At 60.6% G+C, this 22175-nt stretch carries 23 protein-coding genes, 1 other RNA gene and 1 pseudogene; 17 read left to right on the plus strand and 8 right to left on the minus strand.

Annotation, left to right across the window (positions count from 1 at the left end):
* Nucleotides 1–2 precede the first annotated feature (2 nt).
* From recF to AAE029_RS23935, 3 genes and pseudogenes are all read left to right on the plus strand, one after another.
* The gene (gene recF, locus AAE029_RS23925; protein ID WP_371075398.1) at nucleotides 3–1130 is read left to right on the plus strand and encodes a DNA replication/repair protein RecF; all 1128 of its coding nucleotides are present in this window, start codon (nucleotides 3–5) and stop codon (nucleotides 1128–1130) included.
* 161 nt (nucleotides 1131–1291) lie between these two features.
* Complete coding sequence (locus tag AAE029_RS23930; protein WP_371075399.1) at nucleotides 1292–2059, plus strand: molybdopterin-synthase adenylyltransferase MoeB; 768 nt, start codon at nucleotides 1292–1294, stop codon at nucleotides 2057–2059.
* A 6-nt stretch (nucleotides 2060–2065) separates the two neighbouring features.
* Nucleotides 2066–2547, plus strand: a pseudogene (locus tag AAE029_RS23935) (GNAT family N-acetyltransferase).
* A 43-nt stretch (nucleotides 2548–2590) separates the two neighbouring features.
* Here AAE029_RS23935 and AAE029_RS23940 read toward each other — a convergent pair.
* Nucleotides 2591–3592 (minus strand): 2-hydroxyacid dehydrogenase, encoded by a 1002-nt coding sequence (locus tag AAE029_RS23940; protein ID WP_371075400.1) that lies wholly within the window; start codon nucleotides 3590–3592, stop codon nucleotides 2591–2593.
* 182 nt (nucleotides 3593–3774) lie between these two features.
* On the opposite strand from AAE029_RS23940, the gene AAE029_RS23945 reads away from it, so the two are divergent.
* Nucleotides 3775–4314 (plus strand): SH3 domain-containing protein, encoded by a 540-nt coding sequence (locus tag AAE029_RS23945; protein WP_371075401.1) that lies wholly within the window; start codon nucleotides 3775–3777, stop codon nucleotides 4312–4314.
* Here AAE029_RS23945 and AAE029_RS23950 read toward each other — a convergent pair.
* Nucleotides 4307–5299, minus strand: a complete 993-nt coding sequence (locus AAE029_RS23950) for an adenosine kinase (RefSeq protein ID WP_371075402.1) — start codon at nucleotides 5297–5299, stop codon at nucleotides 4307–4309. The genes AAE029_RS23945 and AAE029_RS23950 overlap by 8 nt on opposite strands.
* A gap of 501 nt (nucleotides 5300–5800) precedes the next feature.
* Between AAE029_RS23950 and AAE029_RS23955 the strand changes: the two genes are divergently transcribed.
* Together AAE029_RS23955 and AAE029_RS23960 are read left to right on the plus strand one after the other, a co-directional pair.
* Nucleotides 5801–6745, plus strand: a complete 945-nt coding sequence (locus AAE029_RS23955; protein WP_371075403.1) for an AEC family transporter — start codon at nucleotides 5801–5803, stop codon at nucleotides 6743–6745.
* A gap of 168 nt (nucleotides 6746–6913) precedes the next feature.
* Nucleotides 6914–8074, plus strand: a complete 1161-nt coding sequence (locus AAE029_RS23960; RefSeq protein ID WP_371075404.1) for a patatin-like phospholipase family protein — start codon at nucleotides 6914–6916, stop codon at nucleotides 8072–8074.
* 76 nt (nucleotides 8075–8150) lie between these two features.
* Here AAE029_RS23960 and AAE029_RS23965 read toward each other — a convergent pair whose 3' ends face one another.
* Entirely contained in the window at nucleotides 8151–8726 is a 576-nt protein-coding gene (locus AAE029_RS23965) for a cytochrome c family protein (RefSeq protein ID WP_371075405.1), read from the minus strand.
* Between the two features lie 153 nt (nucleotides 8727–8879).
* On the opposite strand from AAE029_RS23965, the gene AAE029_RS23970 reads away from it, so the two are divergent.
* Nucleotides 8880–9635, plus strand: coding sequence for a 3-deoxy-manno-octulosonate cytidylyltransferase (locus AAE029_RS23970; RefSeq protein ID WP_371075406.1), 756 nt, complete (start codon nucleotides 8880–8882; stop codon nucleotides 9633–9635).
* Nucleotides 9636–9647: 12 nt separating this feature from the next.
* The gene (locus tag AAE029_RS23975; protein WP_371075407.1) at nucleotides 9648–10502 is read left to right on the plus strand and encodes a prephenate dehydratase; all 855 of its coding nucleotides are present in this window, start codon (nucleotides 9648–9650) and stop codon (nucleotides 10500–10502) included.
* A 140-nt stretch (nucleotides 10503–10642) separates the two neighbouring features.
* Here the strand turns inward: AAE029_RS23975 and AAE029_RS23980 are convergent, their stop codons facing one another.
* The 4 genes from AAE029_RS23980 to AAE029_RS23995 form a co-directional block, all read right to left on the minus strand.
* A complete protein-coding gene (locus AAE029_RS23980) occupies nucleotides 10643–11011 on the minus strand; it encodes a VOC family protein (protein WP_371075408.1) in 369 nt (122 codons plus the stop codon).
* 194 nt (nucleotides 11012–11205) lie between these two features.
* Nucleotides 11206–11895: a helix-turn-helix transcriptional regulator gene (locus AAE029_RS23985; protein WP_371075409.1), complete on the minus strand. Its 690-nt coding sequence runs from the start codon at nucleotides 11893–11895 to the stop codon at nucleotides 11206–11208.
* Nucleotides 11896–11904: 9 nt separating this feature from the next.
* Nucleotides 11905–12870 carry an NAD(+) diphosphatase gene (gene nudC, locus AAE029_RS23990; protein ID WP_371075410.1) on the minus strand — a complete coding sequence of 322 codons (966 nt, stop codon included), beginning with the start codon at nucleotides 12868–12870 and terminating at the stop codon, nucleotides 11905–11907.
* Nucleotides 12867–13277, minus strand: coding sequence for an HIT family protein (locus AAE029_RS23995; protein WP_371075411.1), 411 nt, complete (start codon nucleotides 13275–13277; stop codon nucleotides 12867–12869). Before AAE029_RS23995 ends, nudC begins: the two co-directional genes overlap by 4 nt.
* A 91-nt stretch (nucleotides 13278–13368) precedes the next feature.
* Between AAE029_RS23995 and ffs the strand changes: the two genes are divergently transcribed.
* The 4 genes from ffs (at nucleotide 13369) to AAE029_RS24015 (ending at nucleotide 16386) form a co-directional block, all read left to right on the plus strand.
* An RNA gene (gene ffs / locus AAE029_RS24000) (signal recognition particle sRNA small type) lies at nucleotides 13369–13465 on the plus strand.
* Nucleotides 13466–13511: 46 nt separating this feature from the next.
* Nucleotides 13512–15389, plus strand: a complete 1878-nt coding sequence (locus tag AAE029_RS24005; RefSeq protein ID WP_371075412.1) for a DNA polymerase III subunit gamma/tau — start codon at nucleotides 13512–13514, stop codon at nucleotides 15387–15389.
* An 18-nt stretch (nucleotides 15390–15407) separates the two neighbouring features.
* Entirely contained in the window at nucleotides 15408–15731 is a 324-nt protein-coding gene (locus tag AAE029_RS24010; RefSeq protein ID WP_371075413.1) for a YbaB/EbfC family nucleoid-associated protein, read from the plus strand.
* Nucleotides 15732–15774: 43 nt separating this feature from the next.
* On the plus strand, nucleotides 15775–16386 hold the full coding sequence (locus AAE029_RS24015) for a LysE family translocator (protein WP_371075414.1): 612 nt from the start codon (nucleotides 15775–15777) through the stop codon (nucleotides 16384–16386).
* Here the strand turns inward: AAE029_RS24015 and AAE029_RS24020 are convergent.
* Nucleotides 16383–17000, minus strand: a complete 618-nt coding sequence (locus tag AAE029_RS24020) for an MOSC domain-containing protein (protein WP_371075415.1) — start codon at nucleotides 16998–17000, stop codon at nucleotides 16383–16385. The genes AAE029_RS24015 and AAE029_RS24020 overlap by 4 nt on opposite strands.
* Nucleotides 17001–17057: 57 nt before the next feature.
* Between AAE029_RS24020 and recR the strand changes: the two genes are divergently transcribed.
* From recR to AAE029_RS24045, 5 genes are all read left to right on the plus strand, one after another.
* On the plus strand, nucleotides 17058–17663 hold the full coding sequence (gene recR, locus AAE029_RS24025; protein WP_371075416.1) for a recombination mediator RecR: 606 nt from the start codon (nucleotides 17058–17060) through the stop codon (nucleotides 17661–17663).
* Between the two features lie 17 nt (nucleotides 17664–17680).
* Nucleotides 17681–18961 carry a lytic murein transglycosylase gene (locus AAE029_RS24030; protein ID WP_371075417.1) on the plus strand — a complete coding sequence of 427 codons (1281 nt, stop codon included), beginning with the start codon at nucleotides 17681–17683 and terminating at the stop codon, nucleotides 18959–18961.
* Nucleotides 18962–19126: 165 nt separating this feature from the next.
* Nucleotides 19127–19729, plus strand: coding sequence for a ribosome maturation factor RimP (gene rimP, locus AAE029_RS24035; RefSeq protein WP_371075418.1), 603 nt, complete (start codon nucleotides 19127–19129; stop codon nucleotides 19727–19729).
* 59 nt (nucleotides 19730–19788) lie between these two features.
* A complete protein-coding gene (gene nusA, locus AAE029_RS24040) occupies nucleotides 19789–21390 on the plus strand; it encodes a transcription termination factor NusA (RefSeq protein ID WP_371075419.1) in 1602 nt (533 codons plus the stop codon).
* Entirely contained in the window at nucleotides 21390–22079 is a 690-nt protein-coding gene (locus tag AAE029_RS24045) for an RNA-binding protein (RefSeq protein ID WP_371075420.1), read from the plus strand. The genes nusA and AAE029_RS24045 overlap by 1 nt, the downstream gene beginning before the upstream one ends.
* Nucleotides 22080–22175: the final 96 nt, after the last annotated feature.

The following is a 22175-nucleotide window of genomic DNA, read 5'->3' on the forward strand; positions in this document are numbered from 1 at the left end:
CGATGCCGCACAAGGTTGCCATTTCCCGTCTGAAGCTCACCGACTTCCGCAACTATGTGGCGGCGGCACTTTCGCTCGACGGCAAACATGTGGTGCTGACGGGTGAAAACGGTGCCGGCAAGACCAATCTCATGGAGGCCGTCTCCTTCCTGTCGCCCGGCCGAGGCCTCAGGCGCGCGCCCTATGGCGATGTTGTGCGCGTCGGCGCAGCCGGAGGCTTTTCCATCTTCGCCGAAATCGACGGCATGGAAGGTGAAGTGGAGATCGGCACCGGCGTCGACACGATCGACGAGACGGCGGTGCGACGTCTCCGAATCAACGGCACGCCGGCAAAGACCGCCGACGAGCTGACGGACCATTTGCGTGTGCTCTGGCTGACGCCTGCCATGGACGGGCTCTTCACCGGCGGCTCTTCCGATCGGCGGCGTTTCCTCGATCGCCTCGTGCTCTCCCTCGACCCCGCGCATGGACGCCGCGCCGGCGATTTCGAGCGTGCCATGCGAAGCCGCAACAAGCTGCTCTCCGAGGGCCGTTTCGATCCGGCCTGGCTCTCCGGCATCGAAGCGCAGATGGCGAGCCTTGGGGTCGCCATGGCGCTGGCCCGCCAGGAAATGCTGGGACTTCTCACCCGCCTCATAGACGAGACACAGGAGACAACGCCCTTTCCCTCCGCAAGGCTGGAGCTTTCCGGTTTCCTGGACGGGCAATTCGCACGCCCGGCGGTGGATCTCGAAGACGAGTACGCGCAGATGCTGAAGGACGGCCGCTATCGCGACGCCGCCGCCGGACGCACGCTCGATGGGCCGCACCGGGCCGATCTCCTCGTCCGCCATCGGGAAAAGGGGATGGAGGCAGAACGCTGCTCCACAGGAGAGCAGAAGGCGCTTCTGACGGGTCTCGTGCTCGCCCATGCCCGGCTCGTCGGCAACATTACCGGCCATGCACCTATTTTGCTGCTCGATGAGATATCCGCACATCTGGACGAGGGTCGCCGCGCCGCCCTGTTCGACCTGATCGATGGTCTCGGCGGACAGGCCTTCATGACCGGCACGGACCGGACGATGTTCGCGGCGCTCGGCGAAAGGGCGCAATTCTTCACCGTTGCGCATGGCGGCCTGTCGGAAACATAGAGTGGGATGCCGAAATGTGTACACGGTTTTCGGGCGACATCCCTCTCTAACCTTTTGATTTTCGACCAGGATTCTGATTTCAGGTCGATTCGACCTGAATCATCCGGCTCTAGGAGCTATCCCGGTTTCCCCTCCACGCCCGGGATGATATCATCGCCGGCATGGAACCTTTGAGCCCTGAAGAAATCGATCGTTACCAGCGCCATATCCTGCTTCCCGAAGTGGGTGGCGCCGGTCAGCAGAAATTGAAGGCCGCGCGCGTGCTGGTGATCGGCGCGGGCGGTCTTGGCGCTCCGGTGCTGCAATATCTGGCGGCGGCGGGCGTCGGCGCGATCGGCATTGCCGATGACGATCGCGTCTCGCTTTCCAACCTGCAACGGCAGGTGATCCATGATTCCGGTACAATCGGCGAACTGAAAACCGAAAGCGCGGCCACGGCGATCGCCCGACTCAACCCGCATGTCCGGGTCATTCGTTTCGAAGAGCGCTTCTCGCCGGAAACCGCCTTCCGACAGCTTTCCGACTTCGACCTGCTCATCGACGGATCGGACAATTTCGACACGCGCTATGTCGCGGCCGATGCCGCGGAGTCGGCGCAGGTCCCGCTTGTCACCGGTGCGGTCGGCCGCTTCGACGGGTCAGTCACGGTCCTGAAGCCCTATGAGAAGGGACCGGACGGCAGTTTCCATCCGTCCTATCGCGACCTCTTCCCCTCTCCCCCGCCCGCGGGCCTCGTGCCGTCCTGTGCCGAAGCCGGCATTATCGGAGCGTTGACTGGCGTCATCGGCACGCTGATGGCGATGGAGGCAATCAAGCTTGTCACCGGGACAGGCGAGCCTCTGGTCGGCAAGCTGCTGCTCTATGACGGACTGGCCGCCCGTTTCGACACTGTGCGATACAAGCGCGCAAAGGCAGCGGCCGCAGAATAAGCCCCTATGGATGTCCTTACCCTCAACGGCGATTTCGAGCGATGGGACGAGTTGCTGGATCTCATCCTGCGCTCTTTCGCTTATATGAACGGACTCATCGATCCGCCGTCCTCCGCCCTGGCGCTGACACCGGCTTCGCTCGCGGCAAAAGCGCGCAGCGAAGTCGCCCACGTGATTCTCGACGATGACAAGCTCATCGGCTGCGTCTTCTGCCGCCCGGAACCGGATTGCCTCTATATCGGAAAGCTCGCCGTCCTGCCCGAGCGACAGGGCGAGGGTATCGGCAGACGCTTGCTGAAGCAACGGCACGAGCGGCGGAGCTGGCGACATTGCGGCTTGAAACCCGTGTCGAACTGACCGGCAACCACGCAACCTTCCAAGCCTGGGGCTTCGAGAAGGCAGGGCAGAGCGCGCATCCGGGTTTTACCCGCATTACCTCGATCGAGATGCGCAAGACCCTCGCGCATAAGGCAGAGCGCTCCTCGTAATAACTTTTTGTTTTCACAAAGCTATTTACGGAAAAAGCTTTAATCAGCGCCAGGGCAGGACTCGATTCGGGGGGCGGTGGCCATCGATAAAGGTGCGGATGTTGATGATGACCTTGTCGCCCATGTCAATGCGGCCCTCCAGCGTCGCGGAGCTCATGTGCGGCAGCAACACGACCTTGCCTTCATTGGCGAGCTTGACGAGCTTCGGACTGACCGCAGGCTCGTTCTCGAAGACATCCAGCCCCGCGCCGGCAATCTTGCCCTCGCGCAGCATAGTGATCAGAGCGCCCTCATCAATGATATCGCCGCGCGCCGTATTGACGATGTAGCTCGTCGGCCGCAGCAGCGCGAGGCGCCGCGCCGACAGCAGATGAAAGGTAGCCGGCGTCGATGGACAATTGACCGAGACGATGTCGACGCGGGCGAGCATCTGGTCAAGGCTGTCCCAATAGGTCGCTTCCAGTTCGTCTTCGGTCGCCGGATTGACGCGCTTGCGATTGTGGTAGTGGATCGAGAGACCGAACGCCTTGGCGCGTCGGGCAACCGCTGTGCCGATCCGCCCCATGCCGACAATGCCGATGCGCTTGCCCCAAATGCGTCGGCCAAGCATCCAGGTCGGCGACCAGCCAGCCCATTCGCCGGGCTTGTCGGTCAGCACGCGCGCCCCTTCCGCAAGCCGTCTCGGCACGGCGAGGATGAGCGCCATGGTCATGTCGGCCGTATCTTCCGTCAGAACATTCGGCGTGTTGGTGACCGTGATCCCCCTGCGGGCAGCGGCATCGACGTCGATGTGATCAGTGCCGTTGGAAAAGCTGGCGATCAGCTTCATCTGCGGACCGGCCTGCTCGATGAGAGCGGCATCGACACGGTCGGTCACCGTCGGAACCAGGACATCGGCCGTTCTGACCGCAGCGGCAAGCTCCGAGGCAGTGCGCGGCGTGTCGTCGATATTGAGTTCGGCGTCGAAAAGCTCCCGCATTCGGGTTTCGACGACTTCCGGCAATTTGCGGGTAATATAGACCTTAGGCTTTTTCTTCGTTGTCATCACGCCGCCCATGCCTTGTTCAGAGGTCCTTAACCAAGAAGGGAGATAATTTTCCTGTTCCCGGCATTTTCTACCAGACCCGCAGGCGAAGACAAATAAAACTCGTGGCGGATTGCAAGGCGGGGGCGAGAGACGACGGCAGAGCCGCGTCTCGCATGGTATTCGAGTCAATGGAATCCGTCATGCGTAGCCACATTCTGAAGTCCTGCATTGCAATTGCCATCGGCGTGATCCTTGCAGCGGCAAGCACCGATCTTGCCCGGGCCCAGGCCGCCAAGGGTCCAAGTGGCCTGCCGCTTCCCCGCTTCGTTACCCTCAAGTCGAAAAGGGTGAACCTTCGCATCGGCCCAGGCACCGACTATGCCGTCTCATGGCTCTATCTGAAATCCGGGCTTCCGGTCGAGATCATCCAGGAATACGACAACTGGCGCCGCGTTCGCGACGCGGACGGGACCGAGGGCTGGGTCAATCAGTCGCTTCTTTCAGGGCAGCGCGCCGCCATCGCCGCCCCATGGATGAAGGGCAAAGGCGAGGCGGTTTACGTCAACATGCGACGTGAGCCGCAGCCCTCAAGCTCGGTCGTTGCCAGGCTGGAGCCTGGTGTGCTGCTGCATGTCGGCCAGTGCAACGGCAACTGGTGTCTCGTCAGCACTGGCGGAAGCGAGGGCTGGGTGGCGCAATCCGAAATCTGGGGCGCCTATCCCGGCGAGGCCTTCAAATAAGGCCTTTCTCCTTGGCCGCGTCACTCAAGGATGTAATCGGTCTCGGTCCGATCTGCTGTATGACGACGGCTGCGGCAAGGCAGCCGAGCCTGCCGCAATCCGAAAGCGAACGGCCCTGTGTGTAGCCGTAGAGGAAACCGGCGGCAAAGAGATCGCCGGCACCCGTCGTGTCCACGACTTCGTCGATAGCCATCGCATCGACATAGTGGCGTTCCTTGCCGCGAAGGATCACCGCACCATCGGCGCTCATCGTCACGGCAGCGATCTTGCAATCCCGCGCCATCAGCGTCAGGGCCTCTTCGAAATCCTCCGTCTCATAGAGCGAGAGGGCTTCCTGCCGATTGGCGAAAACAATATCGACCGTGCCGGTCCGCATGAGGTCGAGGAATTCCCCGCGATAGCGGTCGACACAGAAGCTGTCGGAGAGAGACATCGACATTTCGCGGCCATTCTCATGTGCGATGCGAGCACAATCGAGGATCGCCTCCTTGGCGCGCGGCGGATCCCAGAGATAGCCTTCGAAATAGGTGACTTTCGCGTCCGCCACGACCGCGGGCTCTACGTCCTCCGGGCCGAGCTCGACGCAGGCTCCGAGATAGGTGTTCATCGAGCGCTCGCCGTCCGGCGTAACGAAGATCATCGAGCGAGCCGTGGGCGGAAAGGTCCCCCTCGCCTTTGTCTGGTAATAGACACCCTGGGCGCGAATGTCGTGCGTGAAGATCTCTCCGAGTTGATCTTCGGCGACCTTGCCGAAATATGCAGCCTTGCCGCCGAAGTTCGCAACACCGGCAGCCGTGTTGCCGGCACAGCCGCCGGACGCCTCGAGAGCTGGACCCATACGTGAATAGAGAAGTTCCGCCCTGTCTGCATCGATCAGGTTCATGGCCGCCTTGGTGATCTGGTTGTCGATCAGGAACTGGTCGTCGCAGCGGGAGATGATGTCGACGATTGCATTGCCGACGGTCAGAACATCGAATCGAGTCATATGAAGGAGAGCCCTCGCGTATGTGTTAGCCGGACTCCTATTAGCGGTTTTTATCCGGTTTGAAAGAAAAAACGACCTTCACCGGAAGGTAGAATTTTAGCGATTTCAGCCGATAGTCATTTACCTGTTACTTTATGCATATAGAGCTTCGTCAAGCGGATCGACATGAGGAACGGATTTCGTCCGTCGTCGATCGAAGGGTATGACACTCTTTGCCTCATCGGCATGCAATGCTGACCACGGATGAACTGGCAGTGTGGCAGGCTGAGCTATCCGGCGCGGCCGGATGCGGAAAAGCGGGCTAGGCCCGCTTTTTTTGTTGGCTGATTACAGCACCGTACGTCTTAGCAAGGCGCACAAAAGTTACTGCCGGTTCCTTAAATCGGCTTTAAGGAACCGGGCAATGGCGTGTTTGACAGCATTGCACGTATTGCATCTGTCACAGCCCGCTGTTTGCTGTTACAGCGTATAGCCACACCGTCCGAAACCCAGCCCTCCCGCATGTCTGAAATCATCTTCGACGTCCTGCCGATCTTTGTGCTCATCCTCATTGGCTGGGTGATCGTCCGGACGCGTTTGCTGACGGCAACCGTCGGCGATGCCTTGGGCGAATTCGTCTTCAAGATCGCCGTTCCGCTGCTTTTGTTTCGCACGATTGCGCAGGCCGATTTCCATGGTGCTTCCCCCTTCCGTCTCTGGGTCGTCTATTTCTCCGGCGTCGCGGTGACCTGGACGCTCGGTCACATCGCCGCAACACGCCTTTTTGGCCGCGACGAACGCATCGGCGTTCTGGCGGGCGTTTCGTCCGCCTTCGCCAACAATATCTTCATCGGCCTGCCACTCGTGGAAAGGACGGTCGGCAGCGAAGGTCTTGTGGCGCTGTCGATTCTGCTGGCCGTGCATCTGCCTGTGATGATGATCGCCGGAACAATCCTGATGGAGCATGCCGAGCGCAAAATGGCCAGCGAAAGCAGCCGCAGCATAGCGCTTGTCCTCAGGCAGATCGGAACCAACCTCGTCCGCAATCCGCTGGTCATCGGGCTGCTGGCCGGAATGGTGGTCCATCTCACCGGCTTGCGCCTGCCCTCCACCCTCGATTCGGTCGTCGCCCAAATCGCAAGCATTGCCGGGCCAGCCGCGCTCATCTCTCTTGGCATGGCACTTGAGAAATATGGCGTTTCCGGAAACTTCGGCATCGCCAGCGTGACGTCCTCGCTAAAGCTGCTTCTCCTGCCAGGTTGCGTCTGGATAGGCAGCCATCTTCTGGGGCTCAATTCACAATGGACCTCGGCAATGGTGCTGACGTCTTCGGTGCCGACCGGGGTGAACGCCTGGCTGATCGCCAACCGCTTCGGCGTCGGCCACAGTCTGGCGGCCTCGACGATAACGCTGACAACGGCGCTCGGGGCGCTGTCCGTGTCCCTATGGGCCTATATTCTCGGCTGACCGAGGGGGCCGGACAGTCGACATTCATCCGATGCGGATTGCACGGCATGGAATGCATATCTCTATCGACGACTGCCGCTCCTACAGCACTATGCGTATTTTCAGACGCATAAAGATCGCTTATCACTTTGAATTGCTGCATGTCGCGGTGCAACACAGGATGGATGCATGAATATTGCAGCGTCAATTAAGCAGAACCCGGCTTCAGCCTACGCGCAAAAAGTATTCGTCCTGCAGGGAGGCGGCGCGCTCGGCTCCTACCAGGCGGGTGCTTTCGAAGCGCTGACGGAACAGGGCATCGAACCGGACTGGATCGCCGGAATTTCCATCGGCGCCATCAATGCCGCCATCATGGCCGGGAACGGGCCTGAAGAGCGGCTGGAAAAGCTCAGATCCTTCTGGAAACGTGTTTCTGTCGAGTTTCCCGTCGACTGGCTGAGGCACCGGGATGCGGAGACAAGCCGCCATTATCGCAATGCAAGCTCATGGTGGTCCGTGCTGCTCGGGGTTCGCGGTTTTTTCCGGCCGCACCATGTCCTGCCCTGGTTCCAGAAACGCGGCTCCGCCGGCGCGATAAGCCTCTACGATACGGCGCCGCTCCGCCAGACCCTGCTCGAGCACGTGGACTTCGACCGGATTAACAACGGGCCGGTCCGATTGAGCCTTGGGGCGGTGAACGTCCGCAGTGGCAATTTCGCCTTCTTCGACAATCGCAACACGAAGATCCGCCCTGAGCATGTCATGGCGAGCGGTGCGCTGCCGCCGGGCTTTCCGGCGATCGAAATCGACGGCGAGCATTATTGGGATGGAGGCCTGGTCTCCAATACGCCGCTGACCTATGTCCTGAGGAGCGGGCCGGAAATCGACACGGTGGTGTTCCAGGTCGATCTCTTCAGCGCAACGGGACCGCTTCCGGAAGATCTCGAAGAGGTCGAGGAGAGACGCAAGGACATCCTCTATTCAAGCCGGACGCGTCTCAACACCGATCTTTTCCTGGAACGTCACCGATTGCGCCGGACGATCGCGGAGCTTTATGCGCGCCTTCCCGCCGAGGCGCTGGATGATCCGGTCATCCGCGGGATGAAACGAAGCTGCTCGGACTATGGCGTCACGATCATCCATCTGATTTACCGCAGCAAGCAATTTCGAACTCATTCCAAGGATTACGAGTTCTCGGCCGTCTCGATGCGCGAGCATTGGGCCACAGGGCTCCGCGACGGGCGGCAATCGCTCTCAGCCGAGGAATGGCGCATCCCGCCGGAAATCGACGAGGGTCTGGCCGTCTATGACGTGGACCGTCGTATTAGGGCACGGAAGGATATCGTATGATGCATGCCGTTGCCGCAAAAAGCCCGACCGATGATGACCGGTCGGGCTTGAACCCTTCGTGATCAGGATCCTGCCTTTACTGCGTCGCGGCGGCAGCGTTCGGATCCGGAAGCGGAACCGGCGAGTCGGCGAGCGTATGCAGATAGAGGATGACGTTGGCGCGATCCGTGTCCTTCGGCAGTCCGGCAAAGCCCATTGCCGTGCCGGCGACGTACTTCTTCGGCGCCATCAGGAAATGGTTGAGGTGATCAAAGGTCCACTTTTCGCTGCCGCCCTTGGAGAAGTCCTTCATGGCGGAGGAGTATGCGAAGCCCTCATGCGAGGCGATCGGGCGATCTACGACACCAAAGAGATTCGGGCCAACCTTGTTCGGCCCCCCCTTGGTGGCGTCATGACAGGCCTGACACTTCTTGAAGATCGTTTCGCCGGCCTTCGCATCGGCGGATGCAAGCAACTTGGCAATCGGAACGGCAGCCGCAGCGGTTTCGCCGGCGGCGCCGCCCGCAGCCGGGGTCTCCTCGGCCACGATCGCAAAGCCTTCCTTCTCCGGCGCTTCCGAATGGAAAATGCCTTCCGATGCAATGGAGACAGACATCAGGACGAAAATCGTACCCAACAGCGCCCCCACTGCCATATTGACGTATGAATTCATCTGCAATGCTCCCCTTGCAGCCGGCAGACCTGAACCGGCCCCATCTTGAAATCGCGCGGAACCTATGTCTTTTGGCTAGTTGTTGCAACCGTGTAAATGGTCTTGGACGTGAGACTTTTTGACACTTTCCAGTCCGGAATAGAAGGCCGAACAATGAGTGATCCAAATTTAGAAGACGTACTGGTTCTGATCCCGGCGCGTCTGGCTTCGACCCGGCTTCCGGGCAAGCCGCTTGCCGATATTTGCGGCCTGCCAATGATCGTGCAGGTGGCGATGCGAGCTCGGGAAGCGAATATTGGCCGCGTCGTCGTGGCCGTGGATAACGAGCAAGTGTTTGCTGCGGTCGCCGCCGCGGGCTTCGAGGTCGTCATGACCGGTGAAAATCATCAGTCCGGCTCCGATCGCATTCATGAGGCTCTGACGATTGTCGATCCCGAAAGGCGGGCGCGAATCGTCGTAAACGTGCAAGGCGATCTTCCGACCATCGATCCCCTGACGATCCGCGCCGCCCTTCGCCCCCTGGAGAACGAAACGACGGATATCGGCACTCTGACCGTCGAGATCACCGACGAGGAGGAAAAGACCGCGCCCCAGGTGGTCAAGGTTATCGGTTCACCGATTTCTCAGAACCGGCTGCGCGCACTCTACTTCACCCGGACAACGGCGCCTTATGGCCAAGGCCCGCTTTATCATCATATCGGCCTTTATGCCTATCGCCGCGCCGCGCTGGAGCGATTCGTCAGCCTCGGGCCATCGGTTCTGGAAAAGCGCGAATCGCTGGAACAGTTGCGCGCGCTGGAGGCGGGCATGCGGATCGACGTGGAGATCGTTGACACCGTTCCTCTCGGTGTCGATACTCCCGCAGACCTCGAAAAGGCCCGCCGCATCCTCGCCGGCCGCGCTTCCTGACGGATATTCCCCATGATCAAAAAGACAAACAGGATTGCCTTCCAAGGCGAGTTCGGCGCCAATTCCGACATGGCCTGCCGCGACGTGTTCCCGTCCATGGAGCCGCTCCCCTGTCAGACGTTCGAGGACGCCTTTACGGCGGTCGACAACGGGGAAGCCGACATCGCCATGATCCCGATCGAGAACACGATCGCCGGGCGTGTCGCCGACATCCACCACCTGCTGCCCGAATCACGACTGCACATAATCGGCGAATATTTCATGCCGATCCGTTTCCAGCTCATGGTTCTGCCGGGCGTGACCAAGGACGAGATCCGCACCGTCCACAGCCACATCCATGCACTCGGTCAGTGCCGCCAGATCGTGCGGGCGCATGGTTGGAAGGCGGTCGTGGCCGGCGATACCGCCGGGGCGGCAAAGCTTGTCTCGGAGAGCGGCGACCGAACTATGTCCGCACTCGCCCCGCGATTGGCTGCCGATCTTTATGGTCTGGAGATCGTGGCCGAGAATGTCGAAGACACAGACAGCAATGTGACACGCTTCGTTATACTTTCGCGGGATGAGGAATGGGCGACGAGAGGCTCTGACGAGGAGAAAATCGTCACGACATTCGTCTTCAACGTGCGCAACATTCCGGCCGCGCTCTACAAGGCGCTCGGCGGCTTTGCAACAAACAGTATCAACATGACGAAGCTCGAAAGCTACCAGCTCGGCGGCAAGTTCGTGGCAACGCAGTTCTATGCCGACATCGAGGGTCATCCCGTCGACGCTCCCGTGCGCCGCGCCCTGGAGGAGCTGCGTTTCTTCTCCGAAAAAGTACGTATCCTGGGGGTCTACCGGGGACACCCAATGCGGGGTGAGCTCTAGAGCAATTCCAGGAAAGTGCGAAGCGGTTTTCCGACTGGAATTGCGTGAAATCAAAAGGTTAGAGCGGTTAGCGCCTCCGTGGAGAGCGGATCCGCTCTAAGTACAGTAAAAAAGGGAGCGATATGGCGTCCCCTTGCAACTTACTTATCCGGCTCACAAACGCGCAGCCGGTGGCCATCAGGATCGAGAACCACGAAAGTCGGACCGAAATCCATGGTCGTCAGTTCCTGGGCGATCGGCAGGCCGCGCTTGCGCCAGTCTTCGTATTGAGCCGCGACGGCGCCTTCGCCTTCCACCATGAAAGCCACTTCGCCGCGATTGCCGATGGCCGACGGCTGTGGCTGGACGCTGCTGCGCCGCCAGAGGCCGAGTGTGAAGCCGCCTTCAACGGGGAAGGCCGCGAAATTAGGCGAGGCGACCGCCGGCTCGCGGCCGAGCAGATCGCGGTAGAAGGGCACGCTTTCGGCGGGGTCCTTCACGTAGAGAATGATGAGGTTCGGGCTGATCATGTCTGGGAGCTCCTCTTCTTGGGATACCCGGACAATAGCAGCGACTGCTGACAGTTTTTGGCAGCATGATTCAGTTCTATTTGCATGTCGCGCAAAAGTGTGCAGCGGTTTTGCGGCAACGACATGCATGAAAACAGCAAGCAAAAGCCTGTCGCGTGAGCCTGCCTTCATGCGACAGACTTTAGCGATATGCTTCAGGCATCCGCGGTCGCATCCTGGCGCTCGTTCCATTCTTTCAGCAGAAGGGCTCGGCGGCGTGGATAGCGGATGTCCTCGGGCACCATCTCGATGATTCGATCGGTGCGGAAATGCCTATAGTCCTGGCGCAGCTCGCACCAGGCGATCAGGATGCGCACATGTTCAAAATAGCCGAGTGCGAAGGGCCAAACACGGCGCATGGAAACCGCGCCGTGTTCGTCGCCATAGGTCAGATGCAGCATGTGTTCGCTGCGAATCGCCTTGCGGATGACGGCAAGATCCGCCTTGTCCTCCGTATTGCGGCGAAGGCCGACCAAAAGGGTCGAATTCTCCACCAGATCACGCATCTCATCCGGCAGCACCGCCGAGATCTTCGCCAGTGCATCCGCGCCGGCTGTGGCAAGGCGCGAATCGGCCGCCCTTGCCACCCATCGTGACCCCAGCACCAGCGCTTCGATCTCGTCCTGGGAGAACATCATCGGCGGCAGCATGAAGCCCGGCTTCAGGACGTAGCCGACCCCGGGTTCACCTTCAATCAGCGCGCCCTGCGCCTGGAGGCTCGCAATGTCGCGATAGAGCGTGCGCAGACTGACGCCGGTCTCCTCCGCCAGCGTCATGCCGCGGACCGGGCGGCGATAACGCCTCAAGGTCTGCAGCAGCGTCAGCAGGCGTTCGGAGCGCGCCATGGCGGAAACTCACTTTTCACGCCGCCATTCGACCCAGTCACGCATCAACCGATGGGCAATCGCCCCCTTCGGCGGGGAAGACTGGCCGGTCACCGCGGTGCGTTCCAGGATCGCGAGCGTTTCCTGGCGGCTGAACCAGCGGCAATCTTCCAATTCCTGCTCGTCGCGGCGGATTATAGTGGACCTGGCTTCGGCGTAGCAGCCGATCATCAGCGAATGCGGCATCGGCCAGGGCTGCGAGGCATGATAGCGGATGCGGCCGGTCAGAATGCCCGACTCCTCGAGGGTTTCGCGGCGCACGGCATTCTCGATGGTTTCCCCGGGCTCGACGAAGCCGGCGAGGCAAGAATACATGCCCGGCGCGAAATGATAGCTGCGGCCAAGCAGGCAGAGATCCCGTTCCTCGTCCACCGTCAGCATAATGACGACTGGATCTGTGCGTGGAAAGATCATGTGCCTGCAGCTCAAACAGACGCGCTTGTAACCGCCGATCCGCATTTCCATCTTTGAGCCGCAGCGCCCGCAGAAGCGGTTGTCGCCATTCCAGCGAATGAGGCTGGCGGCCTGGGCGAACTCGCCGAGAAGAACATCATCAAGCAGCATGTCGCGATAGAGCGAGCGGGCATCCGCCGGTTTATAGTGGCTGGCAAGATCGTCCGCAGAAATGCCGACGGGAACGGCAAGGCGCGGCTCGCCGGTCTTGCGGTAGCCGAGCAGGACGGTCTCATCCCAATCGGGTTCCAGCTCCTTCAGCTCATAGCGAGCGAAAAGCGGGTCCAGCACCTGGCCGTCGTGCTTCAGGACAAGCCGGTCCCTGGCAAAGGCGAATATGTGGGTGCCTTCCTTGGCGAGCGCCTTTTCGACCGACTGCTCGTCACGATGCTCCGAATCACGGTTCAGGTCGTTGGCAGCGAAAGCGGTCAAGCTGCTGGGTTCGGGATGCGGCGCGTCCGAGGCGAAAATGGATGGAATCATGGTGAAAGGGCTTCCCGCAGCTGAGCGATGAACGTGTTCAGATCCTCGTCCGAATAAGGGACCGCCTTGCCATGCCCCCAGACGGGGCCGGGCCAGTTCGGATCTCCTTCGAACCGTGCAATGACATGAACATGAAGCTGACGGACCATATTGCCAATAGCGGCGACATTGATTTTTACAGCGCCGGTGACCGATTTCAGCGCGGCGGCGACAAGGTTCGTCTCGAAGGTCAGAAGAACCTGATCAAGAGGTGTCAGTTCGAAGATCTCTGCAATGCCCGGGCGGCGGGGCACGAGCAATAGCCAGGGCCAGCGGCGATCCTTCATCAGCCGCAGGTCGCAAAGGCCGATGATGGCAACCGAAACGCTGTCATTTGCCAGACGATCGTCGAGCACGAAATTCTGCAATTGGGCAATCCTCAAGTGTTTTCATAACGTTTAGCAGTTTTTTTTGACCTTGGCTTGCTTTTGATGCGGATATTGCCGATATGTGCACTCGGGAGGTTGGTGGTGGACGAGCCACTCGCCAACCGGGTCAGGTCCGGAAGGAAGCAGCCCTAACGAGCCCGGCACGGGTCATCGTGCCAGCCTCCCACCTTCTCTCCATGGAATGCCCGGTTCGCGCGGGCAGCAAGCAGGGCGATGAGCGACACCGAGCGACAAGCACAAGATGCCGTCTCGACGGGCACTGGCTATCGGGTGTTGGCCCGCAAATACCGCCCCAAGGATTTCACGGATCTCATGGTCGGCCAGGAGCCGATGGTCCGTACGCTCACCAACGCCTTCGAGACCGGCCGCATCGCGCAGGCCTACATGCTGACAGGTGTGCGCGGCGTCGGCAAGACGACGACGGCACGCATCCTGGCACGTGCGCTCAACTACAAGACCGCCGAGATCGACAAGCCGACAATCGATCTGCGCATTCTCGGCGAACACTGCCAGGCGATCATGGAAGGCCGGCATGTCGATGTGATCGAAATGGACGCGGCCTCGCATACGGGTATCGACGATATCCGTGAGATCATCGAGCAGGTGCGCTACAGACCGGTTTCGGCGCGCTACAAGGTCTACATCATCGACGAAGTGCACATGCTTTCGACGGCCGCCTTCAACGGTCTCCTAAAGACGCTGGAAGAGCCACCCGAACATGTGAAATTCATTTTCGCCACGACGGAGATCCGAAAGGTTCCGATCACCGTCCTGTCGCGTTGCCAGCGCTTCGACCTGCGTCGCATCAGTGCCTCCGATCTCGTCGGCCTGTTCACGACGATCGCAGCCAAGGAGGGCATTGAAGCCGAGCCGGGTGCGCTTGCCATGATCGCGCGGGCCGCCGAAGGCTCGGCACGCGACGGCCTGTCGCTCCTCGACCAGGCAATCGCGCACGGAAGCGGCGTCGTTCAGGACGAGGCGGTCCGCTCGATGCTCGGCCTTGCCGACCGCAGCCGGATCGTCGATCTCTTCCAGCATGTCATCAAAGGCGATGTCGCGGCCGCGCTCGCCGAGTTCGGCAGCCAGTACGAAGCGGGCGCCAACCCGGTTGTCGTATTGACGGATCTCGCCGATTTCACTCACCTGGTTACACGCCTCAAATATGTGCCAGAGGCGGCCAATGATCCTTCACTCAGTGAGGTGGAGCGCAGTAAGGCGGCGGAATTCGCGCAGAGCGTGGCGGTGACGACGCTGTCGCGCATCTGGCAGATGCTGCTGAAGGGCATCCCCGAGACAGAAGGCGCCGCACGCACCGCGGGTGCGGCCGAGATGGTCCTGATCCGACTTGCGCATGCGGCGCATCTGCCCGCGCCTGAAGATGCGGCACGGCGGCTTGCCGAGCTTTCCAGCGACAATGGCGGCATGCGGCCCTCCCCGCTACCTGCTGGCAATGGCGCTGCAACGCAAGCATCCTATCCGAATCCGGTCTCGGCGCGAGCCGTTGACGCGGCCTCCAATCGCCCGGCATCCTCGGGTTCCGTCGCGATGCTCCGCGCAGTACCAAACACACAGCCGGAATCCATGCCGGTCCAGGTCGGCCGGCTCGATACACAGCCCGTGGAAGCGCCAAAGCCGCTCGTGCCGGTCAACTCGGTTGCCGACATCGTCGAACTCGCGGCGCAGAAACGCGATCCCAAGCTCAAGGCGCTTGTGCGCAATTTCGTCCGGCCCGTTCGGCTCGAGCCCGGCCGGCTCGATGTCAACCTGACGCCAGGCGCGCCAACAACGCTGCTCAACGAACTTGCCGTGAAGCTCAAGGAATGGACGGGTGTCCACTGGATCGTCAGCCTCAGCCGGGAGGAAGGCGAACCGACGCTGGTGGAGGCCGAAGCCAAGGCGCAGGAACAGCGTGTCAGCGACGCCCGCCAGGACCCTGATGTTGCCGCTATCCTGGCGCAGTTTCCGGGTGCGAAGATCATCGATGTGCGTGTAAGGGCGCCGGAACCGGAAGAAGACGACGAAGTGAAGGCGCCGGCGACCGCCGAATCTGACGAAGGCGATATCCTGCCGGGCGACGATATTGAATTCTAGAAAGGAAGGGACGAGACGATGCGCGACATCATGGGCATGATGGGCAAAGTCAAGGAAATGCAGGCCAAGATGGAGAAGATGCAGGCTGAGATCGCCGAACTCCAGGCCGAGGGCAAGGCGGGCGGTGGTCTCGTCACCGTCACCCTCAATGGCAAAGGCGAAATGCTCGCGCTCAAAGTCGATCCGTCACTCTTCAAAGAGGACGATGTCGAAATTCTCGAAGACCTGATCGTGGCGGCTCACAAGGACGCCAAGGACAAGGCCGAAGCCCTTGCTGCGGAAAAAACAAGGGAATTGACGGCTGGTCTGCCGATCCCGCCCGGCTTCAAACTGCCGTTCTGATGTGATCCTCTGAAAAACGCCGTCAAGACAGGGAGCATATCGAATGAGCCTGACGGCCCTTCTTGTTTTTGCCGGCGCTCTCTTCGTGGCTGCCGGTTCGCCGGGTCCCAGCATTGCTGCATTGGTTGCGCGCGTGCTTTCCAAAGGAGCGCGCGACGTGCTGCCCTTCCTCGCGGCGATGTGGATCGGCGAAGCGATCTGGCTCACCTTTGCCGTCGCAGGCCTTGCCGCAATTGCCGAGACCTTCCATCTGGCCTTCGTTGCGATCAAGTGGCTCGGCGTCTGCTACCTGCTCTATCTCGCTTGGAAAATGTGGTTCGCCTCGCCTGACGTCTCGGAGGGCAGGCTTCCCGAAGCGCAATCGCCGGCAAAGCTTTTCTTTGCCGGGATGACTGTGACGCTCGGCAATCCGAAGATCATGATGTTTTACGTCGCCTTGCTGCCTTCGATCATCGACATTCATGCGGTGACCCTCTTCGGGTGGGCAGAGCTGATCATAACCATGTTCCTGGTGCTGCTGACGATTGATCTTCTTTGGGTCGTGCTCGCGGCAAAAGCACGCGGTTTCCTCAGGAGCCGCCGCGCCGTCCAGATGGCCAACCGCGCCAGCGCCGGTACCATGGCGGGCGCGGCCGTCGCAATCGCGATGCGCTAGGCCCGGGTTTCCAGCAGCTTTCTCAGCTTATGATGGAGCGGGACGGCGAGATGGCGTGCGCGATCCGCTTCGCAGAGCTTTCGGCCGAGCGTTGCCATCACCTCCGGTATGCCCACCCTGGCTCCCGTGAAAGGGACGTGTTCCACCGGCATTTCCGCCTCGATAGTGCCGCCTCTGATGATCCGGCAATAGATGCCGGGTCTCGCCGCCCTGACATAGAGTTCAGGGAACCTGGAATTCCGCATCCTGGCGGCAAGGGTCGCACAGGGAATGCGCGGCGATGTGGCCTCCAGAACAATATCGCCAGCGATGAATCGATCGCCAACCGCAATGTCCCTGTTATCGAGCCCTTCGATGACGAGATTTTCGCCGAAAGTGCCGGGTTCGATCCTGTAGCCGAGCTCCCGTGACCACCAGTCGAGCGTCAGTGAGCCTTCCAGATACACAGCCTGATCGACACCGCCATGATGCCTCCTGTTGCAGATGGCATCGCCCACGAGACCTTCGGCATCGACAATCACGGCACCTTTGACGGCATGCTTGTTAATGCCGGTCTTATAGGTCTTTCCGGGCAGTTTTTCCGGGCTGCCGATGCAGACGGCCAGAATTTTCATCAGGCGGTCGTTCCTTCTGCGATTCCGTTTTCGTCACATATGGTCTAAAAGCCGCATATGGCAAAGCGAGTCACCGGCCCCGAAATCGAAAAACTGATACAGCTTCTGGCGAAAGTACCCGGGCTTGGTCCGCGTTCGGCGCGGCGGGCGGCGCTGCATCTCATCAAGAAGAAGGACCAGCTTCTCGGGCCGCTCTCGAATGCGATGGGAGAAGCCTATGACAAGGTCAAGGTCTGCTCACGCTGCGGCAATGTCGATACTATCGACCCCTGCAGCGTCTGTACTGACGACCGGCGCGACCAGGCTATCGTGATCGTCGTCGAGGATGTCTCCGACCTCTGGGCGCTGGAGCGGGCGGGCGCTATGAACGCCGCCTATCATGTGCTCGGCGGGACGCTCTCGCCGCTCGACGGCATCGGGCCGGACGATCTCAACATTCGCGGCCTGATCGAACGCGTGAGCGCGGGCGGCGTGCGCGAGCTCATTATCGCCGTCAATGCAACCGTCGAGGGGCAAACGACAGCACACTATATAACCGACCAGCTCGCCGGGCTTGACGTGAAGATCACGCGGCTGGCGCATGGCGTGCCGGTTGGCGGCGAGCTGGATTATCTCGATGAGGGCACGCTCGCCGCGGCCCTCAGGGCGCGGACGGCAATTTGAGGGGAACCGAATTGAGGATGCGACGGAACAACAAATCCTCCCTCTTCCCGAGGTGGGGCGGGCGGATATTGCTGCCTGTCGCCGCCCTTCTCTTCGCTTTCCTTCCGCTTCCAGCGGCAGGAGCGTCGAAGGCTGATGTCGAGGCCCAGTTCAAAAAATGGGTGCAGGACGAGCTGTGGCCGGAGGCCAGACAAAGCGGCATTTCGGTAGCGACGTTCAAGACGGCCTTTGCAGGCGTGACGCTCAACTGGGATCTGCCGGATCTGGCGCCGCCGGGTTTTCCGGCTCCGAAGGAGCGCAAGCAGAGCCAGGCGGAATTTTCATCGCCTAGCCCCTATTTCAACGAGCAGAGGCTGCAGACGCTGGCAACGACCGGTCGTGCCTTTGCTTCGCAATACGCTTCGACGCTGAAGCGGATCGAAAAGACCTATGGCGTACCGGGACCGATCGTGCTGGCGATATGGGGCCGCGAAACCGGTTTCGGCGTCGCAAAAATTCCGAATTCCGCAATCGAGGTGCTAGCCACGAAGGCCTTCATGTCGACCCGCAAGGCGATGTTCCGCACCGAACTGCTGGCGGCGCTGCATATCCTCGACGGGGGTGATGTCGAAACGGCCGATTTCAAGAGTTCATGGGCCGGCGCGCTCGGCCAGCCCCAGTTCATGCCGACAAGCTATCTGAAATATGCCGTCGACATCGACGGCGACGGGCATCGCAACATCTGGACCTCGGTGCCGGATACGCTCGGTTCCATCGCCAACTATATGTCCAGCAAAGGCTGGCAGCGCAACCGCGACTGGGGCTTCGAGGTTACCATTCCGGACAATGTCTCCTGCGCACAGGAAGGGCCGGATCTTGCCAAGCCGTTGTCGCATTGGGCGGGGCTCGGCATCAGCCGCATCTCCGGCAAGGGCTTTCCCGCCGACGAAATGAAGGCACCGAGCATGATGCTCGTGCCGGCGGGACGGGACGGACCGGAATTCATCGTGACGCCGAACTTCTATGTTCTCAAGGAATACAATAATTCGGATCTCTACGCCCTCTACATCGGTAATCTCGCCGACCGGATCGCCTATGGTTCCGGCGCATTCCAGGGGCGTTGGGGAGATGTCGGCAAGATGCTGCGTTCCGATGTGGCGGCAATGCAAAAGGCGCTGGAACGCCAGGGCTACGACGTCGGCGGTTCCGACGGATTGCCTGGCTACAAGACACGGCGCTCGATCGGCCAATGGCAGGCAAAAAACGGCGTGGAGCCGACTTGTTTTCCCGAGGCCTCGATGAAGAGCGTGCTGCGATAACCGGGAAGAAACACCGTACGGCCGGCAAAGACTTGCATTTTGGCGAAAACGGGCCTATATGGCAGTCAAATTCTTGATCGTCAGATGAAGAGTGGGCCGCAAGGACCCGCTCTTTTTTATTAATGCGATCGCCGAAGCATCCAACCGTGCAAGGAGCGCAACCGCTTGTCAGAGCCGACAAACGAAGCAAACGGCAACGAGCCGCGGCTTATCGTCGAGACCGGGCTTGACCGACGCATCGCCGATATCATCGAACCGGTTCTTGTCGGCATGGGATTCCGGCTCGTGCGTGCGCGGCTTTCGGGGCAGAACGGCCTGACGCTTCAGATCATGACCGAGCGCAACGACGGCACCATGACCGTTCAGGACTGCGAAGAGGTCTCCATGGCGATTTCGCCGGTCCTCGATGTGGAAGATCCGATCGATAAGGCGTATCATCTGGAAGTGTCCTCGCCCGGTATCGATCGACCGATGGTGCGCAAATCGGATTTCAGCCGCTGGCAGGGTCATCTGGTGAAGTGCGAAACGTCGATCATGATCGATAATCGCAAGCGATTCCGCGGCAAAATCGTTGACGTCGATGCGGACGGTTTCACGGTCGAGCGCGATCAGGTTGCCTATGGCGAAGAGCCAAGTGTCACGATCCCCTTTAGCGCGCTCTCGGATGCGAAGCTCATTCTGACCGACGATCTTATTCGCGATGCGCTGCGAGCCGACAAGCAGGCGAAAGCACAGGCCGCCAACCAGAACGGCGAAGACGACGAATAACCGATTAATGAACCGCCCAAGGGACGGGAACCCGGGCAGGAAGACGGAGACGAAAAACAATGGCAGTCAGTGCGAACCGGCTTGAACTTCTGCAGATCGCAGATGCAGTGGCGCGCGAAAAGGTCATCGACCGCGAGATCGTGCTTGCCGCAATGGCCGATGCGATCCAGAAGGCCGCCCGCTCCCGTTACGGTACCGAATCCAATATCCGAGCCGACATCAATCCGAAGACCGGCGAGATCCGCCTGCAGCGCCTGCTCGAAGTCGTCGAACAGGCCGAGGACTATTCCACGCAGATCCCGCTGGAACTCGCCCGTGACCGCAATCCAGACGCCGCCATCGGCGACTTCATCGCCGATCCGCTGCCGCCGATGGATTTCGGCCGTATCGCCGCGCAGTCGGCCAAGCAGGTGATCGTGCAGAAGGTGCGCGAGGCCGAGCGTGACCGTCAATTCGACGAATTCAAGGATCGTGTCGGCGAGATCGTCAACGGCACGGTCAAGCGCGTCGAATACGGCAATGTCATCGTCGACCTCGGTCGCGGTGAAGGCATCATCCGCCGCGATGAGATGATCCCGCGCGAGAACTTCCGTTACGGCGACCGCGTCCGCGCCTTTGTCTACGATGTGCGCCGCGAGCAGCGCGGGCCGCAGATCTTCCTGTCGCGTACGCATCCGCAGTTCATGGTGAAGCTCTTCACCATGGAAGTGCCGGAAATCTACGACGGCATCATCCAGGTGAAGTCAGTCGCGCGTGATCCCGGTTCGCGCGCCAAGATCGCGGTGATTTCGAACGATAGCTCGATTGATCCGGTCGGTGCATGCGTCGGTATGCGCGGTTCGCGCGTCCAGGCCGTCGTAGGCGAGCTTCAAGGCGAAAAGATCGACATCATTCCCTGGTCGCAGGACCCGGCAACCTTTGTCGTCAACGCACTGCAGCCGGCCGAAGTCGCAAAAGTCGTTCTCGATGAGGATGCGGAACGCATCGAAGTGGTCGTTCCGGATGAGCAGCTTTCGCTGGCGATCGGCCGCCGCGGGCAGAACGTTCGCCTCGCCTCGCAGCTCACCGGCTGGGATATCGACATCATGACGGAACAGGAGGAATCCGAGCGCCGCCAGAAGGAATTCAACGAGCGCACCAACCTCTTCATGGAAGCGCTCGATGTCGACGAGATGGTTGGGCAGGTGCTGGCCTCGGAAGGCTTTGCCGCCGTCGAGGAACTGGCTTATGTCGATCTCGACGAGATTTCTTCGATCGACGGTTTCGACGAGGAGACCGCGCAGGAGATCCAGCAGCGTGCCCGCGAATATCTCGAGCGCGTGGAAAACGAGATGGACGAGAAGCGCAAGAGCCTCGGCGTCTCCGACGAGCTGCGCCAGATCGACGGCATGACAGCCCAGATGATGGTCGCGCTTGGCGAGGACGGCATCAAGACGATCGAGGATTTCGCTGGTTGCGCAGCCGATGACCTCGTCGGCTGGACCGAACGCAAGAATGGCGAAACCAAGAAGTTCGAGGGTCTGTTCTCCAAGTTCGACATCTCGCGTGTCGATGCCGAGCGGATGATCGTGCAGGCGCGTCTCGCCGCCGGCTGGATCACCGAGGAAGATCTCGCGAAGGAAGCCGAAGAAGAGGCTTCCGAGGCCGAGCAGGAAGCATAATGACCGCGCATGAGCCGAACGCTCTCCCTGAGGACGATGATCTTGCAGGCTATGACGTGAACGGCCGTATGTGCATTGTGACACGCGAAAGCGGATTGCCGGACGAGTTGATCCGCTTCGTTGCCGCTCCCGATGGAACTGTCGTCGCCGACCTGAAGCGTCAGCTTCCCGGCCGAGGATGCTGGGTGAAGCTCGACCGGTCGCTGGTCGACAAGGCAGTGGCTAAAAGGCTTTTCGCCCGCGCCTTGAAGGCGGAGGTGAAAGCGGCGGACGACCTCGGCGCGAGCGTCGACAGATTGCTCGCCGTGCAGCTCGCGGGCATGATGAATATGGCGCGCAAAGCGGGCCAGTTCGTCAGTGGCGCGACGAAAGTGGACGCCGCAGTCAGAAGCGGCGCCGCGCTTGCAGTGTTCCATGCGACGGACGCCGCCGAAGACGGCGTCCGCAAAATCGACCAGGCCCGCAAGGCCTGGCACCTCGGGATGGAAACCGAGAACGAAATTCCTTCCTTCCGTCTCTTCTCGGAGAGCGAAATGGAGGAGCTAATGGGCCAGAATGCTTTTATCCATGCCGCAGTGCTTGCAGGGCAGGCAGGTGAGGGTGTAGTGAAGCGCGCAAAGATGCTCGAACAGTACCGTAACGGCGATCAGTCCCGGACACCGGGCGGCGCTGGCCGGCAAAAACAATGATGCGGTCACCGGCAGAGGCCGGCCCCATCATTGATCGACAGGATTTGAACGACAGGGTCTGATGGACGTCATCCTTCCCTGTCCGAAGGAACGGGA

The organism is Sinorhizobium sp. CB7 (assembly GCF_041357635.1).
In the GTDB taxonomy this organism is placed as follows: Bacteria; Pseudomonadota; Alphaproteobacteria; order Rhizobiales; family Rhizobiaceae; genus Rhizobium.

Bases quoted from the DNA above. Each gene is read 5' to 3' on its own strand.
- nusA (WP_371075419.1), top strand. From the start codon at position 19,789: ATGGCAGTCAGTGCGAACCGGCTTGAACTTCTGCAGATCGCAGATGCA.
- AAE029_RS23945 (WP_371075401.1), top strand. From the start codon at position 3,775: ATGCGTAGCCACATTCTGAAGTCCTGCATTGCAATTGCCATCGGCGTG.
- AAE029_RS24010 (WP_371075413.1), top strand. From the start codon at position 15,408: ATGCGCGACATCATGGGCATGATGGGCAAAGTCAAGGAAATGCAGGCC.
- AAE029_RS23940 (WP_371075400.1), bottom strand. From the start codon at position 3,592: ATGACAACGAAGAAAAAGCCTAAGGTCTATATTACCCGCAAATTGCCG.
- AAE029_RS23960 (WP_371075404.1), top strand. From the start codon at position 6,914: ATGAATATTGCAGCGTCAATTAAGCAGAACCCGGCTTCAGCCTACGCG.
- AAE029_RS23985 (WP_371075409.1), bottom strand. From the start codon at position 11,895: ATGGCGCGCTCCGAACGCCTGCTGACGCTGCTGCAGACCTTGAGGCGT.
- AAE029_RS23930 (WP_371075399.1), top strand. From the start codon at position 1,292: ATGGAACCTTTGAGCCCTGAAGAAATCGATCGTTACCAGCGCCATATC.
- AAE029_RS23970 (WP_371075406.1), top strand. From the start codon at position 8,880: ATGAGTGATCCAAATTTAGAAGACGTACTGGTTCTGATCCCGGCGCGT.
- AAE029_RS23965 (WP_371075405.1), bottom strand. From the start codon at position 8,726: ATGAATTCATACGTCAATATGGCAGTGGGGGCGCTGTTGGGTACGATT.
- recF (WP_371075398.1), top strand. From the start codon at position 3: ATGCCGCACAAGGTTGCCATTTCCCGTCTGAAGCTCACCGACTTCCGC.
- AAE029_RS23975 (WP_371075407.1), top strand. From the start codon at position 9,648: ATGATCAAAAAGACAAACAGGATTGCCTTCCAAGGCGAGTTCGGCGCC.
- AAE029_RS24005 (WP_371075412.1), top strand. From the start codon at position 13,512: ATGAGCGACACCGAGCGACAAGCACAAGATGCCGTCTCGACGGGCACT.
- nudC (WP_371075410.1), bottom strand. From the start codon at position 12,870: ATGATTCCATCCATTTTCGCCTCGGACGCGCCGCATCCCGAACCCAGC.
- recR (WP_371075416.1), top strand. From the start codon at position 17,058: ATGGCAAAGCGAGTCACCGGCCCCGAAATCGAAAAACTGATACAGCTT.
- AAE029_RS24020 (WP_371075415.1), bottom strand. From the start codon at position 17,000: ATGAAAATTCTGGCCGTCTGCATCGGCAGCCCGGAAAAACTGCCCGGA.
- AAE029_RS24045 (WP_371075420.1), top strand. From the start codon at position 21,390: ATGACCGCGCATGAGCCGAACGCTCTCCCTGAGGACGATGATCTTGCA.
- AAE029_RS23955 (WP_371075403.1), top strand. From the start codon at position 5,801: ATGTCTGAAATCATCTTCGACGTCCTGCCGATCTTTGTGCTCATCCTC.
- AAE029_RS23980 (WP_371075408.1), bottom strand. From the start codon at position 11,011: ATGATCAGCCCGAACCTCATCATTCTCTACGTGAAGGACCCCGCCGAA.
- AAE029_RS24030 (WP_371075417.1), top strand. From the start codon at position 17,681: ATGCGACGGAACAACAAATCCTCCCTCTTCCCGAGGTGGGGCGGGCGG.
- AAE029_RS23950 (WP_371075402.1), bottom strand. From the start codon at position 5,299: ATGACTCGATTCGATGTTCTGACCGTCGGCAATGCAATCGTCGACATC.
- AAE029_RS24015 (WP_371075414.1), top strand. From the start codon at position 15,775: ATGAGCCTGACGGCCCTTCTTGTTTTTGCCGGCGCTCTCTTCGTGGCT.